Origin of the sequence: Providencia sp. CIM-Carb-044, assembly GCF_033901115.1 — a bacterium.
Lineage (GTDB): Bacteria > Pseudomonadota > Gammaproteobacteria > Enterobacterales > Enterobacteriaceae > Providencia > Providencia hangzhouensis.
The window spans coordinates 75,426-95,019 of record NZ_JAXADV010000012.1 but is presented as its reverse complement, the minus strand read 5'-3'; the positions used below and the strand labels follow the sequence as shown (position 1 = coordinate 95,019).

Below are 19,594 nucleotides of genomic sequence, written 5' to 3'. Positions count from 1 at the left end.
TTGCCTCCAAAGAGACGGCGACCGGCGCCGTACATTGCTAAAATTGATTTTTATGACTTGTTATTATTTGTGTTTACGGCCATATACTAGCCACGTGATAAACACACAGGAAAGATAAAATATAAAAAACACTTTCATTGCATCTGCCGGTGAACCCGTCAGTGTTAATGATGTACCGAACGCTTTTGGAATAAAGAAGCCACCTATTGCACCAATAGCAGAGATAAACCCTAAAGCTGCAGCACTTTCTGTTACCGCCTCTTTTTGGGCTTCTTGCTCTGAAGCTCCTCTTAAGATGGCTTTGTCCATGGTTAATTTACGAAAAACAACAGCAATCATTTGGAAGGTTGAGCCACTGCCTAGCCCTGCCGTTAAAAACAGCACCATAAATACGCCATAAAACGCCCCGAAAGAGCCTCCTTGACCGTTTTCTGGTAACGTAAAAAACAGCAAGCCGGAGAAAACAGCCATGACCACAAAGTTCAGTAATGTGACTTTCACACCACCAAAACGGTCAGATAACATGCCACCGACTGGGCGAGCTAACGCACCGAGGAAAGGGCCAAAAAAGGCAAACTTCAAGATAATGACGTCTGGAAACTGGGTTTTCGATAACATCGCGAAACCAGCAGAAAAACCGATAAACGAGCCGAATGTCGCCAGATATAACAGGCTTAATACCCATAGATGGCCACGTTTCAAAACAGGTAATTGTGCTTTAAGAGATGCCTTATTAGCCGCTAAGTCATTCATGCCAAACCAAGCCATCACCGTAAAAAGCAGTAGAAATGGCACCCAAATCCAAGCGGCATTTTCTAACCACAACGTTGAGCCATCAGGCTGAGCCGCTCCAGTCCCACCAACGAAAGTAAATACACCAACACCAACGATAAAAGGCGCCACCAATTGCATGACACTGACCCCTAAATTTCCTAGCCCACCATTCAGGCCAAGTGCACCGCCTTGGCGAGCTTTAGGGAAAAAGAAGCTGATATTGGCCATGCTGGATGCAAAGTTAGCGCCGGCAAAACCACAAAGTAGGGAAATAATGACAAAGACTTGATAAGGCGTGGCAGGGTTTTGAATCGCATAACCTAGCCAAATACATGGGATCACTAAAAACAGCGTACTAATAGCAGTCCAACGGCGCCCACCAAAAATAGGAATAACGAATGAATAAGGGACTCTTAATAAAGCACCTGAAACGGAAGGTAATGCGGTTAATAAAAATAATTGGTCTGTCGTAAAATTAAAACCCACTTTATTTAAATTAACCGCAACTGCACTAAATAACATCCATACGCAAAATGCGAGCAATAAACATGGAATAGAAATCCATAAATTACGATTGGCAATACGCTGCCCTGTTTGCTGCCAAAACCGAGTATCTTCAGGACGCCAATCCTGTATAACACCATTATTTGACTGTGCAGCTACACTATTAACATTATCTCGTTGAGACATAAATCACCCCGATAAATACAATTTCTGCTCGCAGTGTGTGGCGAATAGACCACCGTGAAGCTGATCTAAATCAAGAGAGATTTAAATGAAATATGCGTGATTTTTCTCGCTAACCACCAGAGGAGTATTAGGAGTACAAAACAATAATTGATTGAATTAAAACAAAAAAATTCATTGCCAGGTAATTTTATTTGTTGAAATTTAAAGCGAATAATTCAATGGGATATTAAGGAGTAATACCGAAGTGGCATATTCAATTTTATATAATAGAGAAACAATATCTACGTTATCAAAAATAATAAATAAACGTATAGAGTAGAAAGGATCATTTATGTCTATTGCTTATCACCGATTTTCAATCATTAACCAAGTTATTGGTTTAATGCTATTGATTGCCGTACTCGGTATTATTGGCATGACAATTTCAAATAGTATGATTATTAGTGTGCAAGGAAATGCACATGCAATAAATAAATCAGGCTCATTGCGGATGCAAAGTTATCATTTACTTTCATTAGTGCCACTCAACCAATATTCTGACGTATATGTTAGTGAGCTTGAAAAAAATTTATTAAGCAATGAACTAACACAAGTTGTCGATATAGAAGATTTAAATCCGCAATTTGCTGAGCTTTATCAATATTGGGTTACAGAATTAAAACCTGCTCTTAACCATGCATTTTCTCCTAATGATGCACGTCTCGCGGTCGTTACCTTTGTTAATAAACTCGATGCATTAGTTCGTAATATTGATGAAAAAACAGAACGAAAAATAACCTATGTAGCAATCACTCAAATGGTATTTATTGGCCTCGTTTCATTGCTACTTATTTTTGCTATCTGCCATTTTAGAAAGAAAATTTATACACCTTGGCTTAAGTTACTTCATATGGTGAACGCGATTAGTCACCAAGACTTTAGTCAGCGCTTTCCTGTAGGCAAAAAACAAGATGAGCTAAATTCACTGGGCCATACGTTAAATCAAATGTCGGATGAGCTCGCACAGAGTTACCATCAATTAGAATCTCGAGTTATCGAAAAAACCGCCGATCTGCAAAAGAAAAATAAAGTATTACTCTATTTATACCAATCTAATCGAACCCTACATGCCATTGGGCCACTATCAATCAGGTTAGAAAAAGTGTTATTTGAGCTTAAAAGCTTAATCCCACTGCAAAATATTAGATTGAGGCTATATGAAGAAAACAATGATGCCTGCTTTCATGAAATTCATTGTCCTGAAAACAAGGATCAATATCTCAATTCACCCAAGATGGCTGAACACCTTAAAGTAATATCATGGGAGATTTCTGATAATTTACAGCGTTATGGCATGATTTTAGCTGAAATGGATATAAACCAGCCATTATCTGAAGAACAAAATAATTTAGTGCTGATGCTAGTTAAACAAATCGCTGGAATGCTAGCGATGGAGCACCAATTAGAGCAACAACAGCAGTTACTGATTATGGATGAACGATCGGCGATTGCGAGAGAATTGCATGATTCCATCGCACAATCATTATCTTGCCTCAAAATGCAAATTAGTTATCTACAAATGCAACCTAAAACATTGCCAACTAAGCACCAAGAACTATTAAACGAAATGCGCAATGAAATAAATTCCGCTTATAGTCAATTACGTGAGCTTTTAACAACCTTCAGACTAAAATTAACTGAACCAGGCCTATTCCCTGCCTTAGAAAGCACAATCCAAGAATTCAGTCAGCGCCTTGGTTTTCAAATTGGATTAAATTACCAAATTCCAGCCAAAAGCCTCTCTCCACATCAATCTATTCATATTATCCAGATAATCCGAGAAGCTTTAAGCAATATTCTCAAACATGCTAATGCGAACTGGTCACAAGTCTCATTAATCGAAAATAACGGATTAATCACCATGACAATAGAAGATAATGGGGAAGGTATTCAGCCTCAGACAACAAAAAATAACCATTATGGATTGATTATTATGAGAGAAAGAGCGCTAAGCCTAAATGGGAAATATCAAATTTCGCCAAGAGTTCAGGGTGGCACTATTGTTAATGTCGTATTTCCACTGACTTTGGCTTAATTAAATTGGAGTAACTCATTAATGAAAAATGAAAATAAACTGACTGGGCAATCTACCATTTTACTGATTGATGACCACCCGATGCTACGTAATGGTGTTAAACAATTAATTAGTTTAGAACCCACATTAAAGGTAATTGGTGAAGCAGACGATGGAATAACGGGTATTAAAATTGCGGAAGAACAAGACCCAGATTTAATCCTATTAGATCTCAATATGCCTAGTATGAATGGCTTTGAAGTACTCGATAATTTACGTAACCGCGAACTTTCAGGCCGTATTATCTTATTTACGGTGTCCAATTATGGCGAAGACTTAATTAATGCGTTAAAACGAGGTGCTGATGGCTATTTACTCAAAGACATGGAGCCTGAAAAATTAATTATTGCATTAAAAGAAGCCGCAAGTGGTAAAATGGTCATTAGCCCAACGCTCGCTTCCATTTTAGCTGAATCTTTAAGAGATAACCGAGCCCCTACAGAGCATAATCTATCAGCACTAACCCCAAGAGAAACCCATATCTTAGATTTAATCTCACAGGGGCTATCAAATAAGATGATTGCGAATAAATTACAAATCACAGAGAGCACCGTCAAAGTCCATGTCAAACACTTACTAAAGAAACTTAATTTAAAATCGCGCGTTGAAGCCGCTATTTGGGTTTTACAACAAAAGTAATGATACGGCTCCTTAACTTAATGCATCGAGCCATGGCTGTTGTTTTGGGTAACGTCGACGGTAGCCATGCATCGCAACAGATAACTGAATGAGATCCGTAAACCTTGTCGGGTCCAAACTGGTTTGCTTTTTAATTTGTTGTAACCGATAACTTAATGTATTTCTGTGAATGCCTAATTGCTGCGCGGTGCTACCTATTTCGCCATTTTGCGATAAAAACAGCTCAAGGGTTTCAAGCAAAATATCGCCCGAATCATGCAACAATATTTTATGGCAAATATCTAAAAAGAAATTAAATAGATAGCTATTTTCCAATTCATTAAAGAGGCATAAAGATGCCATTTCTTTAAATAAAAAGACTTGTTTATCGGGAACCGTTAGCCGTCCAACTTCAATAACTGAACGTGCAAAATGTACTGCATCCCTCACATGTTCTTGCGTATCTGCCTGAACACCAACTCCAATATAATATTGGCTAAGTTGGCTATCTAGAATGAAATGAAGATTAGAAATAAACGATTCATTTTGATAATGCGTTGATGGGAATAGCATCAAAATTTCGCGGCTATTGAGTAATAACACATCACTTTTTTCCATAGCTGATAATTCAGTAATGATCGTATCGAGTATTTCAGGGCGGTACTGAATAGCTTCAATATTAATAATCACAGGAATAGTCGGTAAAGTGAACGCAAAACCGGAATTATGCAATTTTAGTAATGCACTGCGCCCCTGTGCTGGCGTTGTGCTTTCTATAAACTGGACAAATAGCATGTCACGCAAACGATGCTGCCAGTTAATACTACGCCGCTCAATTTCTTGTTGAATTAGCAGCTCAGCCGTCAGTATAGCGAGCTCGGCATAACGCTGGATCACAACAGGGTCACCACTCACGCCAATCACTAATTCCACTTTATCAGCCACAACAATCGGATGGTTTATCCCCGGTGCCACATTCGAATAAGCTCGTGCTTCATTTTCATTGTAGATGGTGATCCGTTTGCCGCAGCGGATCACTTCCACTGCGGCTTCATGGGTTTCACCAATACGCTTTTTTTCACCTGAAGCGATAATCACGCCCTGACTATTAATCACATTGACGTTGTGATGGATAATTCCCATTGCACGCGTGACAATATCATTGGCTAGTTTTTCAGTCAGTAGCATATTACCGCCTCACTTTAGGGTTTTATTTGCATATTCGGATTTGCGAGTACGGTACGCAGCAAATTTTCTGCTGTATCTGCCAAATAACGTTCACCATTTGTCATGGCTTGCTCAAGGGAAACTGGCCCCGGACAAAGCGACCACATTGCGGTAATGCCATGTTGGTATAGGATACGGCTATCTTCACTATACCCCCCACAAAGCGCAATGACAGGCACACCATAATGACTGGCCATACGAGCCACTCCCACAGGAGCCTTACCATTCGCACTTTGACTGTCAAGCCGCCCCTCTCCTACAATGACTAAATCCGCTTGTTGAATATAAGATTTTGCGCCAAGGAGCCCCAAAACGAGATCGATTCCTTTTTCGAGCTTTGCCGAAACAAACCAACGAAGCCCCGCACCTAATCCACCCGCTGCACCACTGCCAGCCTCCAGTGAAACATCTTTTCCCGTTATTGCTGACATTAATTTCGCATAGTGAGCCATCCCAATTTCAAGCTGGTCAAGTGTGGCTTGGTCGGCCCCCTTTTGGGGACCATAAACATAAGTCGCACCATTTTTGCCTAATAAAGGGTTTTCAACATCGCAAGAGACATTAAATTCAACCTTAGCGGCTCGCGAGTCAAATTTATCAAAATCAATCTTTGCAATATTAATGAGGTCTTTTCCGCAAATTGGCGTCTCAATAAGCTGAGAATTTTTATCGTAAAACTGAGCACCCAATGCTTGAGCAAACCCTGCACCACCATCATTAGTTGCACTTCCTCCTATCCCGATAACAATACGAGAACAACCCATATCGAGTGCATGCTTGACCATTTCACCCAAGCCATAAGTTGAGGCATTTTCAACTCGACGATGCTCACGTTGAACGAGTTCCAGCCCACAACATTGCGCCATTTCGATAAAAGCGGTTTTTCCCTCCAATACTAATAACCCTGCATCAACCTTACTACCATAAGGCCCAGTACAGCTAAAAATGTAAGGTGTTACACCAGAAAGCGCGGGGCTATTCTCTAGTGACTCCAACAAACCTTCTCCGCCATCAGATATGGGTAATAACGTCATATCTAACTCAGAGGATACACGCTTGAAACCCTCAGCAACGGCTTGGCATGCTAACCTTGCAGAACAACTTCCTTTAAAGGAATCAAGTGCGATAACAATTTTCATGCAGACTTTCCTATTGTAAATGGCGATGTTGAATTATTTGCTTTCCACTGAAGTCGATACTTGTAATGGCTCAGCTTCGCTCATACCGTTAGTATTCACTCGTGACGCAATAATCGTTCCGATAACTAGCAAACCGACACCAAACCATAATCCAGAAGTGGCTGTTCCTGTATAATCTTCAAAAAAGCCAAGAATGAACGGGCCAAGGAAGCCGCCAAACAGCCCTAAGCAGTTCAATAGTGCCAAACTTCCCGCTAACATGCTGCCACTCATATAAGTCGGAGGAAGCGAGAAAATAATCGATTGAACCACAAAAAACATAAATGCCGTTAAGCAAAAGCCAATTAAACCGACAACTGGGCCACCCAGTGCACCAATCACTAACCCTACGGCCATTACTGCATAACCTGAAATTAAAATACGTGATGAACGACGCGGTGTATTAGCTTTTCTCGCGACAAAAATGCCACCAATTGCGGCTGAAATCCATGGAATCGCTGTTAATAAGCCGATTTGAATAGGTGTTAATTTGCCATATTCACCGATAATAGTCGGTAAAAAATAACTTAAACCATAGACCGAGAACTGGTGAGTAAAATAGATAGCAACAATCATCATAAAGGCTTTATTCTTAAATGCCGCCTTGAGTGAGAATTTACTGTTACTCACACTAATACTGTTTTTGTCTTGATCATGTTTATATTTAATATAATTCCGATCATCTTCATCTAACCATTTTGCATCTTCTGGTTTATTCGGCAACACGAACCACACAACAAATGCTAGGATAACTGCTGGCAAGCCTTCAATAACAAACATCCATTGCCAACCATGGAAGCCTAATAAGCCATCCATACTCAGCAATAAACCACTCAGCGGCGCCCCAATAATATTTGCAAGACAAACCCCGAGTAAAAATAACCCTGTTGCTTTAGCCCGTTCTTCTTGGCTAAACCAATATGTCATATATAGAATAACCCCAGGATATAAGCCCGCTTCAGCCGCTCCCAGTAATAACCGCAAGATATAAAAAGAAGTCGGCCCTGTCACAAACGCCATCGCCGCAGATAATAACCCCCAAGTGATCATGATCCGCGTGATCCAAAAACGCGCGCCTACTTTCTCCATTATCAAATTACTTGGGATCTCAAGAATCGAGTAGGTTAAGAAAAAAAGCCCCGCACCAATACCAAACGCGGTTGCAGATAATCCTAAATCAATCGACATCGCATTTTTTGCCATGCCAATATTTGTTCGGTCAATAAAGCTAATAATGTACGCTAAAATCAACAACGGCATCAGGTTACGGTATATCTTTGCGTTGGTTTTTTTCCCCTGAGCCACATAATCTAACTTTGCATTTGTAGAAAACATAGATAAGATCCTCATGTTGTAGTGAAACAGGTACGGCTCTTGGCAATAAGTGACATACCTGTTGTTTTACTTCAGCAACAGCCCGACGCCCCACGTCGGGCTTTCTGCTTGCAGCTTTTCTTATTCTCTTTCGAACAACATTGATATCCCTTGACCACCACCGATACACATAGTCACTAACCCGGTAGTAACCTGACGGCGTTCCATTTCATACATTAACTTCACAGGTAAAATAGCCCCACTGGCACCCACTGGATGACCCAGAGCAATTGCCCCACCATTCACATTCACTTTAGTGCTATCAAGAGACAAATCATTCATAACTGCAATGGCTTGTGCAGCAAATGCTTCATTTAACTCAATTAAATCAATGTCTTTTACATCCATTTTGAGCTTTTCCATTAATCGACGGGTTGCTGGCGCGGGTCCAAAGCCCATAATGGCCGCTTCACAACCTGCTACAGCCCAATCGACCACTTTCATTCTTGGCTTCAGACCACGTTTTTCCGCTTCTTCACGACGCATCATCACTAATGCCGCAGCACCATCATTGATACCTGAAGAGTTTGCTGCCGTAATCACACCATCAGCTTTAAATGCAGGGCGCAATTTTGCTAATTTTTCACGTGGTGTATCACGCGGATGTTCATCGGTATCAAAAATACGTGTACCTTTACGGCCTTCAGGTATTTCTACTGGCAATATTTGGTCAGCAAAATAACCGGCTTGAATCGCTTTTAACGCTTTTTGCTGGCTATCCCATGCAAAATCATCCATTTCTTCACGGGTAATATTGAACTGCTCTGCAACATTTTCTGCCGTCATTCCGTTGTGGTAAGGGCCTTCTGGCCAAGTTAGGATGGACGTTAACCCATCTTCCAGTACATCATTTCCCATGCGGTAGCCATAGCGCGCTTTGCGTAAGTAGTACGGCAGCATTGTCATATTTTCAGTACCACACGCCACCACAACATCTGATTGGCCGGTCTGCAACAACATCATGCCATCGGCTAACGCTTGTAGCCCTGAACCACATTGGCGGTTAACAGAATAAGCGGTGGTTTCTTTTGGTAACCCTGCTCGCAGTTGGCAAATACGAGCGATAAAACCACTTTCTGCGATTTGCCCAACATTACCCACAATGACTTCATCAACATCTTCGGGAGCAATTCCAGCTCTTTTCACGGCTTCACGGATAACCACCGCCCCGAGGTCATGTTGATGCGTATTTGCAAAACTTCGCCCCATCGTGCCAATTGCCGTTCTCACACCACTCACAATGACAATATCATTCGCTTGTTTCATTATTTCCCCCTATAACACCATTCCGCCGCCAACATTGATTACTTCGCCATTGATATAACGCGCTTTATCAGAGGCTAAAAATGCAACACATTGGCCAACATCGCGCGGATCTCCTGCAAAACCCGCAGGTATCTTGCTGATCATGATGTCCCACACTTTTTCAGGCACACCACGGGTCATATCCGTATCAATAAACCCTGGGCAAATCGCATTGACTGTGACCCCTTTACGGGCGAGTTCACGACAAGCCGTTTTAGTCAGGCCAATAACCCCAGCTTTGGATGCGGCATAGTTGGCTTGCCCAACATTCCCAAGCCAACTTGCCGAGGAAATATTGACAATTCGGCCGCTTTCTTGCTCACGCATTAACTTTGACGCCTCTTGCATGCAGTTAAATGTCCCTTTCAGATTGATATCAATCACTTTGTCCCAATCATCTTCCGTTAATTTATGCAGCATGCCATCTCGGTTGATCCCCGCATTATTTACCAGTACATCAATCGCCCCAAAATGCGCTAATGCGTTAGAAAATAAGGCATTTACCTCTTCACGTTTGGCAATGTCACAAGGAATGAAAATGGCTTGATGGCCTTGCTCTTGTAGCTGTTTTGCACTTTCTTCACCTGATGACATGGCTAAGTCAGAAATAACGACTTTTGCCCCTTCTTCCGCAAGCACCTGAGCAATCGCAAAACCAATACCTCTTGCAGAACCCGTCACAATGGCGACTTTATCTTGTACTAACATGGATAAATTCCTCTTTAATATTGAAACTACAAATACGAAACCAGTCCAAAAGGCGCTTCTTCAAATAGTGAAGAAGACATCACTTTCAAATCAGGAGAAATTTCAGGTACGAAGTCCATATGGGCAAGAATGTCACGCTCTAGGTCAATACCGGGGGCAATTTCAACCAGTACCGGGTTTTTTCCCCCTAAAGTGAACACCGCACGTTCCGTGACAAAATGCATGGTTTGGTTAATATTTCGCGCGACATCCGCATTCCATGAAATTTGCCGTACTTGGTTAACTAACTTTCTAATATCCCCTTCCCGCACAATATTTAATTGCCCATTTTCACAACGAATATCTAACCCTTTTGCTGTGAACGTTGAGCAAAACACCACGTGTCGAGCATTTTGGGTAATATCAATAAACCCACCTGCACCAGGGCAAATATTGCCTAACAACGTCGCATTGACATGGCCACTGGCATCCATTTCCCCTGCGCCCATATACGTGATATCAACGCCTGCACCGTTGTAGTACAACATTTGGTCTTGGTGACTAATCATCGCTGACAGGTTACGGCCTATGCCAAAATCAATACCGCCTGCTTGGACGCCCCCCCAAATCCCTGACTCCACGGTGATATCGACGCGCTTGGTTGCATTTTCTTCCTGAATAATTGAGCCAATAACATCGTTTGGAATACCGGTTCCTAAGTTAATCACGCAGTTTTCGTATAGATAACGACATGCAATTCGCCCAATCAATTTGCGAATATCTAAAGGTAATGGCGTAGTTCGTTGGATAGGCGTGCGAATATCACCGCATAGCGTTGGGTCAAAAAACCAGCTCGAAGACTGGCGATGGTCTTCTTCAGGGTTATCACACACGACAATATGATCAATAAAGCTCGCAGGAACAGTGACACGCTTGGGATGTAAAGTCCCTTCTTCAACGCAATATTTCACTTGTGCAATCACTTTGGCACCAAAGCGTTTAGCCGCCAGTACCGCATGCAAGACCTCTAGGGCCATGGCTTCTTCATCGGTGGTGAGGTTGCCTTTACTATCAGCGTGAGTTCCTCTGATCACCACCACATCTAAGGGAATTTCTGGGTACCATAACCATTCTTCCCCTTTGAAATTCACTTTTTCAACCAAAGGGGGAAGTACCAACGTTTTAGCGTTCATCCTACCGCCTTCAAGGTCAGGGTCGATAAATGTTCCTAACCCTACTTTGGATAAGCGCCCCGGTAAGCCTGCGGCCATTGCACCATATAAATGCACCATTTGCCCTTGAGGGAGGCAATATGCTTCAACTTGGTTATCGTTAATCATTTGCATCCATCGAGGTGCTAACCCCCAATGGGAACCAATGATCCGCTTCACCATCCCTTCATGGGCAAAGTGTTGATTCCCTCGAATACGGTTACATTGCCCAGCTGCATGAACCAGTGTTAATTGATTTGGTGTACCCTCGGATAAAAAGCGTTGCTCAATTGCTGATAAAATAGATTCAGCAGCACTGGTTAATGTCATTCCCACAGTACAAATCGTATCGCCATTATTAATTAATTTAGCGGCATCTTGTTTAGAAATAAATTTATTATTCATGATAAAACCTACCTGAAGGCTAATATTTCATAGCCCCTTTTTGATTAATTAAAAACTAATTTATATTTTAGTTATTTAAAGAGTAATATCGTAATTTCAAATCTTTCTTGCTTATTTTTCCATTCCAAGTTCTAGGGAAATTACGCGTAAACATAATTCTTACTGGAACTTTATACGTTGGCACCCTATCTTTTAACCACTCAATAATTTCTTTACTGGTTAAACACACTTGATTCTCAGGAATAATAAATGCAATGGGTTCTTCACCATAAATTGTGCTTTCAATTGGAATAACAGCGACCTCATTAACTCCTGGATAATTAGAAATTAAATCCTCGACTTCAATAGAATATATTTTTTCACCACCACGGTTAATCATATCTTTAATTCTATCTTGAATATAAAGAAAACCATCATTATCCATATAGCCAATATCCCCTGTGAAAAACCAACCATCATTAAATGATGTGGTATTCGCAGGACTATCCGGCCAATAACGTTGGATAACAACATCCCCCTTAACCCAAATATTACCTGTGCAGTTCGCGGGAAGATTTTCACCTTTATCATTACGTATGGTCACCTGTAACCCAGGGACTGGTGTACCAGAGCTAGACTTCTTATCGCTATAACGAATATCTTCACGAAATACAGTTGCTGGTGAAGAGGTTTCAGTTAAACCATAAATAGAATGAATGGATGTTTTAGCAAATATATAAGAAAGCTCTTTAATCGTACCTTCATTTAAATGCCCTGCACCACAAGCAATCATTTTTAATGAATTAAATCTTTCTAGGTTAATGCTTTTATTTTCTTTTATTTTCTGAATTAACAATATAAATACTGTTGGAGAACCATGTAAAAATGTTATTTTTTCTTTTGCAATTGTTGAAATAATATCTTTTGCATTGAATTTTTTATGAAGATAAATCGTCCCACCAATATGGATAAATAACGCCAAAATAGCAGAGAGCCCCGTAATATGATAAATCGGTACTGCTAAAATTGTTTTATCGTGTTCAGATAACTTTAATGTTTCCTGATAGGCATATACTGCAGACAATATATTTTTATGCGTGATCACCGCACCTTTTGGCACCCCTGTTGTACCCGAGGTAAATATTATAACAGCAGGGTCTTCTTCATTAACTTGGTTAATAAAATTAATTTCATCAGTGAATATTACATTACGCCACTGAGAAAGACTCATCCCTTTTGCACTGAGCTGTGCTAACCATGGTTGATATGTATCATCCCAAAAAACAGCATCTGCATTAATACAAGACAAATGCTCTTTACCTTCAAACTCTTTCATTTTGGTACTCAAAGGAATTACCTGAATACCCAGACCTACCGCGGCATAAAATAATTGGCAAAACTCAATCGTATTCCCCCAGCCAAGTACAATCCGGTCACCTTTTTTCAGCTGTACTACAGTAGTTAGCCAATACATTGTTTTATTTACTTTTTCAAGTAATTGGTGATAACTCCAACTTTGCTCTTCAAATACAATCGCAACAGCGTCTGGCTGCACTTTTGCTCTCTGTAATAAGCTTTGGTAGATGTTTGAATTTGGCGCAAGCATGGACACACTCCGATACACCTGAATATGACTGATATGCTATCAATGTATAAAATACACTCCGATAAATTAGTGCCAATCTTCACAAATTATTCACACCCTTTTTTTATTTGAATTAGTGATCTGCACAATTCGTTTGTTAACAAATTTTTAACTTAAGTCTCATTTTAAGCTCTGGTTTTTATTGCAAATGAACATATTTACCTTTTGTTATTATCAAGCCATCCCAAAAAACATATAAATTCCTATGAATAGCTCGGTCATCATTGTGCGTATATACAATTACTCATAAACCCAAAAATAGTTTAGAACTAATAATTAACTCTTTCGTTTATCCCCTATGTGTTCTTGCACTCTGTGCTATTTATCCTACCCACCAAAGCAAATATGATAAAAACAGTGGAGAATTCACGACAGATTGCTACAGTGGGGGGCCTTTATAATTAAAGAATTGATGAGAAAATAATCGCCACCTTTGAAAATGGTTAAGGAGATAACTCATGGCAAACACCCCCTATATTCCCCCGAGAGTCTGGCAATGGGAGCAAGGTAATGGCGGAAAGTTCGCCAATATTAATCGCCCAATTTCTGGTGCAACTCACGAAAAATCTTTACCTATAGGTAAGCACCCACTACAGGTATATTCATTAGGAACTCCCAACGGACAAAAAGTCACTATCATGTTAGAGGAGCTATTAGCCCTTGGCATTAAAGAGGCTGAATACGACGCTTGGTTAATTAATATTGGTGAAGGCGACCAATTTAGTTCGGGTTTTGTTGAAATTAACCCTAACTCAAAAATACCTGCTTTAGTCGATAGAAGCAGTAAGGAGCCTATCCGAGTATTTGAATCGGGTTCTATTCTGACCTATTTAGCTGAAAAATTTTCTGCTTTTTTACCCACAACTCAACCAGAACGCGCTGAAACCTTATCATGGCTATTCTGGCAAATGGGTTCAGCACCTTTTGCAGGTGGCGGTTTTGGGCATTTTTATGCCTACGCCCCTGAAAAATTTGAATACCCTATTAACCGCTTTGCGATGGAAACTAAACGTCAATTAGATGTATTAGACAAGCGTTTAGCAGAACACAAATATGTCGCAGGCGAGAACTATAGTATTGCAGATATCGCTATCTGGCCATGGTATGGCGCTTTAGTGAAAGGTTGGCTTTATGATGCTGCAGAATTTTTATCTGTCCATGAATATAAAAATGTTATTCGTTGGGCTGATGAAATCTATGCACGCCCAGCGGTACAGCGCGGCCGCCGTGTTAATCGCCTACAAGGTGACCCCGCACAGCAAGTACGCGAACGCCACGATGCGAGTGATATAAGTTAAGTCATAAGTTTATTACCTTTATTAATACTGAGATTGATCGGTTTTAAGTCTCAGTATTCCCCTAAAATCAAACATCCTTGGTTAAGGTCACAACTGCTTAAATAAAATATCCCCATTAAAATTAAAATATCTAAATACAAAAGTAAAAAATCATATTTAGACCGTCTTATTTATACAATTAGCACTAATTCTATTAGTACACCACCAAAATAAACATTCCAAAATGGACAAAAATATCTTAATAAATACAAATTTCGCGACTACTTTAGTGAGAATAATCTTATATTGATATTTTATTTCAAATAAAATTATATTAACAATATGTTATAAAAATAACCATTCAATTAATAATGTTTCTTATTTTTATTTAAGATTCAAGCCATTAAACAAGTCATTATTAGAGTACTACTTATTTAGCTTGTAATTAGATACATATATTGTAATTAATCGATTTTATCGATTTAACATACTGATTATTTATATTTAGAAAATACCCCTATCAAGTGTAGCCTATACTCACAAATTAAACAGCTATCCAAAAATTGAAACTTAAATCGGTATCCTAATAAATGAAGGACTCTATTTTTACTTGCTTAACTGTTTTAGAAAACAAAAAAAACATTACAAACATAGTTGCCAAGAACATTGGTAAAAAAATTAAACTGCTAAGATCAGAATATCGCTTAAGTGGGTCTGATTTAGCCAGAATTATAGGTATATCTCAACAACAATTATCACGTTACGAAAATGGTCTTAGTGACATATCAACATCTAAAATCATGTTGATATCCGTATATTTTAAAGTAGATGTTTGTTATTTCTTTAAAAAAGATTAACTCATTATATTTTTATCTCTCATATTAAGGTAGTGCGAATGAATGATGAAGAAAATGTAAATATAAAATTAGGCTATTTAATAAAAAAATTAAGAAAGAAAAAAGGAATTAGTGGAGCTGAATTAGCAAAAAAACTAAATGTAAGTCAACAACAAGTATCAAGATATGAACGAGGAGCAACAAAACTAAGTTTTGAAAAATTAATCGAATTAACAATTTATCTTGATCTGGATTTATCTAAATTAAAATCAGAAATTGAAAAAAAAGAAGTTTATATATCAATGACTCAAGAGAATTATTTTAATCTTTAATGGCAGATAACACTGTTATTAATTAATAACAATTAACTCTGATTGTTATTAATTAATCTCACTATGAAATTAACATAATGAGATTAACAATAATCATATTTATATATTTAACCGTAAAGGAAAAGATTGATGAAAATTAAAAGTATTGCAATGGCAACTTTATTAGTTTTAGGTGGTGCTTCTGCTGCGAATGCCGCTGACCAAGGCCACGGTAAAGTCACGTTTAAAGGTGCTATTATTGAAGCACCATGTTCAATTGCACCAGAAAGTATTGACCAAACGATTGAATTAGGCCAAATCTCTAATATGGCTTTAGCCGATGGCGGAAAATCATCACCTAAAACATTTGATATCGCACTGCAAAACTGTAACGTTAGCAGCTTAACTAAAGGTGTTCAATTAACCTTTACTGGTGCATCCGCATCATTTGATGAAGATAGTAAAACCTTAGGTATCGTTGGTACAGGTAGTGGTGCTGGAGTTCAAATTACTAGTGGTAATGGCGAAATTGTTACTATTAACACAGCTACACCATTCCAACAAATTCAAGATGGTAGCAATACATTACAATTCTCTGCATATTTAAAAGGTAATGGTGGTGATGTTTCAACTATCACTGCGGGTGAATTCAGTTCTGTAGCAGATTTCACTTTATCATACGAGTAAAATTAGCAACCTTCTAATTTCAACCTAAAAACACACGGATAGGTTTTTAGGTTCATTAAATATAATAATAGAGCGAATATATGCTATATAAATTTTCATGGTTGACATTCATTCTATTATTAGAAACTAGTTTGTCATCATATTGTTCGGCTGAATCATTAATCACAATGAATGGAAGTATTATTGAAACTGCCTGTTCTATTGATATAAACAGCAAAGATCAAACCATTGAAATGGGAAGCTTATCTATATCTCAAATTACTCGAGATGGTCAAAGCAATGCAAGAACTTTTTCAATTAAATTAATTAACTGCGTACTTGAGAGACCTGAATCAAAAAAACCAAACTGGCAATATTTTACAATAACATTTGATGGAGTTCATAATGGTAGTTTGTTTACTACCAATGGGCAAGCTGAAGGGATTGGTATTGAAATTAGCAGTACTAGTGGTGAAGTAGTATATCCAGGAAAGGCAATGTCATCACAAGAATTAACTGATGGCACTCGTAATTTAAATTACAAACTACGAATAAAAAGAAATAATAAATCTTTAAAATCAGGCAATTATTTTGGTCTAATAAAATACAAATTAGATTATGAGTGATATAAAAAACAACTCTATCCACATGAACATTTTTCTAAATAGGAGATACTTTCTCTTATTATAAATGAGTTTGAATAAGGTCAAGTATTATGGCGCATCATAAAATCCATATTAAATTATCATCAGTTAGTCGATTATATATATTAGCTAGCATGATAACTATTATCTGTAATACCGGATTTGCCGCTGCTAACATAGAATTTAATACGGATATTTTAGATATAAATGATCGCGCTAATATTGATCTAAGCCGTTTCTCTAAAACTGGTTATTTCATGCCAGGGGAATACACTTTTAGCATTCATGTAAACAAAAATATATTATCTGAACAAAGTGTTTTTTATTATAACTCAGATGAAGATATTGATGACAGTAAAGTATGTTTAGATCCAAGCTTAGTTGAGAAATTTGGACTAAAGCCCAAAATAATATCATCGCTGGTCTGGTGGCATAATGACTCCTGTTTAGATTTAAACAGCTTATCTGGAGCAACTACAAAAGCCGATTTATCGACATCAACACTCTATATTAATATTCCTCAAGCCTATTTAGAATATACGGCAGATAATTGGGATCCGCCTACTCGTTGGGAAGATGGTATATCGGGTGCTCTATTTGACTACAATCTGAACGCGCAAGTAAATCAACAAATACGTAGCCACCAAAGTACGAGCTATACCACCAATGGTAACGGTGTGGTAGGAATGAATTTAGGTGCATGGAGATTCAGAGCTGATTGGCAATCACGATTTGAGAAGCACCCATCTTCTGAGTCAACCCATTCTTTTGATTGGAATCGTTTTTACATTTTTCGAGATATTAAATCATTAGGTGCCAAACTAACATTCGGTGAATCTTACTTAGCCTCCGATATTTTCGATAGCTTTAGATTCACAGGACTCAGTTTAATTACTGATATTAATATGTTACCACCCAATTTGAGGGGATATGCACCTGAAGTAACTGGGGTGGCAAATAGTAATGCAACCGTCATTATTAGTCAGCAAGGTCGTACTATTTACCAAACTCAAATCGCTGCTGGCCCTTTTCGCATTCAAGACCTTAATGATGCTTTATCGGGTGAATTAGATGTAAGGGTAGAGGAACAAAATGGTAAAACGCAAACTTTTACAGTGAACACCTCAAGTATTCCCTATCTTACTCGCCCAGGGCAAGTTCGTTATAAATTTGCAGCAGGACGGCCTAGTGATTCCAATCATCGTGTTAATGGTGATAGTTTCGCTAGTGGTGAATATTCATGGGGGATTAATAATGGTTGGTCCCTATATGGCGGTATGATTGCTTCACAAAAATATCTCTCAACGACTTTGGGAATTGGTCGCGATCTAATGCGATTTGGGGCTCTTTCATTTGATGTGACAAGAACACATGCAAAAATTAAAGAAATCACTTCAAATAATGAAACTAATTATAAAGGTAATTCTTATAGATTGAGCTATTCAAAACGTTTTGAAGATTATAATAGCCAAATTACCTTTGCTGGCTATCGTTTTTCAGAAAAAGATTTTATGAGTATGTCTGAATATCTCGATGCCAAAATAAGTGGCGTTCGACAATATAATAGCAAAGAAATGTATACCATTTCTTATAACCAGCAGTTTAGCGGCAGTGGACTAAGCACATATTTAAATTTTTACCATCAGACATATTGGAATCAACCTGACAATAATCGCTATAGTTTATCATTAGCAAAGTATTTAGATCTCGGAAAATTTAAAAACTTAAGTGTTAACTTAACCGCATTCCGTAATAACTATCGAAATATAAATGATGATGGGGTTTATATTGCGTTATCTATGCCTTGGGGTGAAACCTCTACAGTGAGCTTTAACAGTAACTGGGATAAAAGTAATACAACACAGAATGTAAATTATTATGACCGTATTAATGAGCGTAGCAACTACCAAATTAATACTGGGATCACACAGTCGGGAGCAATTCTTGGTGGGTACTATACACATCAAGGCGATATGGCTCAGTTTAATGCAAATGCAACATACCAACAGAATCGTTACCGTTCTGCCGGACTATCATTGCAAGGTGGATTGACGGCAACGCAACATGGGGTTGTACTCCATAGAAGTAACCAACTCGGCGCTTCGCGCGTTTTTGTTGATACCAATGGTGTAGCGAATATTCCTTTGCGTGGTAATGGAATTGTGACACGGTCAAATTATTTTGGTAAGGCTGTTGTTGCTGATGTTAATAGTTATTACCGTAGTAATATCAATGTGGATTTGAATCTTTTGCCTAGTAACGCAGAGGTTACCCATTCTGTAAAGCAAGGAACATTAACAGAGGGTGCTATTGGTTATCGCCAATTTGATGTTATAGCGGGTAGTAGTGCAATGGCAAATATCCGCTTATCGGATAATAATGCACCTCCATTTGGTGCCATTGTATTAAATACACGTAAACAGCAAGTTGGAATAATTAGTGATGAAGGCAGTGTTTATTTGTCAGGCTTAAATCCTAAAGAAAAATTGAGTGTTTTTTGGGATGATGAAATACAGTGCAATATAACATTGCCAGATAGCGTTTCATCAGAAATAAATCTAGCAAACACATTACTGCTACCATGTGTGAAATAACACTTTACTAATATTTTTAAAAAATTATTAATATTAATTATTTAAATCAAAAAAAATGAT

16 protein-coding genes are annotated in these 19,594 nt (G+C 38.6%); 8 read left to right on the top strand and 8 right to left on the bottom strand.

The window, feature by feature from the left end:
• Window positions 1-63: 63 nt before the first annotated feature.
• Window positions 64-1,464 (bottom strand): NarK family nitrate/nitrite MFS transporter, encoded by a 1,401-nt coding sequence (locus SJ312_RS19065; protein WP_094962389.1) that lies wholly within the window; start codon window positions 1,462-1,464, stop codon window positions 64-66.
• 331 nt (window positions 1,465-1,795) lie between these two features.
• On the opposite strand from SJ312_RS19065, the gene narX reads away from it, so the two are divergent.
• Both narX and narL read left to right on the top strand, forming a co-directional pair.
• Entirely contained in the window at window positions 1,796-3,538 is a 1,743-nt protein-coding gene (gene narX / locus SJ312_RS19060; RefSeq protein WP_319868208.1) for a nitrate/nitrite two-component system sensor histidine kinase NarX, read from the top strand.
• A gap of 21 nt (window positions 3,539-3,559) precedes the next feature.
• On the top strand, window positions 3,560-4,216 hold the full coding sequence (gene narL, locus SJ312_RS19055; protein WP_319868207.1) for a two-component system response regulator NarL: 657 nt from the start codon (window positions 3,560-3,562) through the stop codon (window positions 4,214-4,216).
• Window positions 4,217-4,228: 12 nt separating this feature from the next.
• Here narL and SJ312_RS19050 read toward each other — a convergent pair whose 3' ends face one another.
• From SJ312_RS19050 to SJ312_RS19020, 7 genes are all read right to left on the bottom strand, one after another.
• Window positions 4,229-5,383 carry a CdaR family transcriptional regulator gene (locus SJ312_RS19050; RefSeq protein WP_004259365.1) on the bottom strand — a complete coding sequence of 385 codons (1,155 nt, stop codon included), beginning with the start codon at window positions 5,381-5,383 and terminating at the stop codon, window positions 4,229-4,231.
• 14 nt (window positions 5,384-5,397) lie between these two features.
• Window positions 5,398-6,561, bottom strand: a complete 1,164-nt coding sequence (locus SJ312_RS19045) for a glycerate kinase (RefSeq protein ID WP_110591131.1) — start codon at window positions 6,559-6,561, stop codon at window positions 5,398-5,400.
• A 33-nt stretch (window positions 6,562-6,594) separates the two neighbouring features.
• Window positions 6,595-7,935, bottom strand: coding sequence for an MFS transporter (locus SJ312_RS19040; protein ID WP_004259371.1), 1,341 nt, complete (start codon window positions 7,933-7,935; stop codon window positions 6,595-6,597).
• 120 nt (window positions 7,936-8,055) lie between these two features.
• Window positions 8,056-9,240 (bottom strand): thiolase family protein, encoded by a 1,185-nt coding sequence (locus SJ312_RS19035; RefSeq protein WP_319868206.1) that lies wholly within the window; start codon window positions 9,238-9,240, stop codon window positions 8,056-8,058.
• A 9-nt stretch (window positions 9,241-9,249) separates the two neighbouring features.
• Window positions 9,250-9,987 (bottom strand): 3-oxoacyl-ACP reductase FabG, encoded by a 738-nt coding sequence (fabG, locus tag SJ312_RS19030; RefSeq protein WP_319868205.1) that lies wholly within the window; start codon window positions 9,985-9,987, stop codon window positions 9,250-9,252.
• Window positions 9,988-10,013: 26 nt separating this feature from the next.
• Complete coding sequence (locus SJ312_RS19025) at window positions 10,014-11,582, bottom strand: acyl CoA:acetate/3-ketoacid CoA transferase (RefSeq protein WP_319868204.1); 1,569 nt, start codon at window positions 11,580-11,582, stop codon at window positions 10,014-10,016.
• 67 nt (window positions 11,583-11,649) lie between these two features.
• On the bottom strand, window positions 11,650-13,167 hold the full coding sequence (locus SJ312_RS19020; RefSeq protein ID WP_153674140.1) for a class I adenylate-forming enzyme family protein: 1,518 nt from the start codon (window positions 13,165-13,167) through the stop codon (window positions 11,650-11,652).
• 497 nt (window positions 13,168-13,664) lie between these two features.
• On the opposite strand from SJ312_RS19020, the gene yghU reads away from it, so the two are divergent.
• The 6 genes from yghU to SJ312_RS18990 all read left to right on the top strand — a co-directional run bounded on the left by yghU (window position 13,665) and on the right by SJ312_RS18990 (window position 19,534).
• Window positions 13,665-14,504 carry a glutathione-dependent disulfide-bond oxidoreductase gene (yghU, locus tag SJ312_RS19015; RefSeq protein WP_319868202.1) on the top strand — a complete coding sequence of 280 codons (840 nt, stop codon included), beginning with the start codon at window positions 13,665-13,667 and terminating at the stop codon, window positions 14,502-14,504.
• 569 nt (window positions 14,505-15,073) lie between these two features.
• The gene (locus tag SJ312_RS19010) at window positions 15,074-15,340 is read left to right on the top strand and encodes a helix-turn-helix domain-containing protein (protein ID WP_004259392.1); all 267 of its coding nucleotides are present in this window, start codon (window positions 15,074-15,076) and stop codon (window positions 15,338-15,340) included.
• A 38-nt stretch (window positions 15,341-15,378) separates the two neighbouring features.
• A complete protein-coding gene (locus tag SJ312_RS19005; protein ID WP_004259395.1) occupies window positions 15,379-15,651 on the top strand; it encodes a helix-turn-helix domain-containing protein in 273 nt (90 codons plus the stop codon).
• A gap of 129 nt (window positions 15,652-15,780) precedes the next feature.
• Window positions 15,781-16,317, top strand: coding sequence for a fimbrial protein (locus SJ312_RS19000; RefSeq protein WP_004259399.1), 537 nt, complete (start codon window positions 15,781-15,783; stop codon window positions 16,315-16,317).
• 167 nt (window positions 16,318-16,484) lie between these two features.
• A complete protein-coding gene (locus SJ312_RS18995; RefSeq protein WP_004259404.1) occupies window positions 16,485-16,922 on the top strand; it encodes a fimbrial protein in 438 nt (145 codons plus the stop codon).
• Window positions 16,923-17,011: 89 nt separating this feature from the next.
• Window positions 17,012-19,534 (top strand): outer membrane usher protein, encoded by a 2,523-nt coding sequence (locus tag SJ312_RS18990; protein ID WP_110591125.1) that lies wholly within the window; start codon window positions 17,012-17,014, stop codon window positions 19,532-19,534.
• Window positions 19,535-19,594 lie beyond the last annotated feature (60 nt).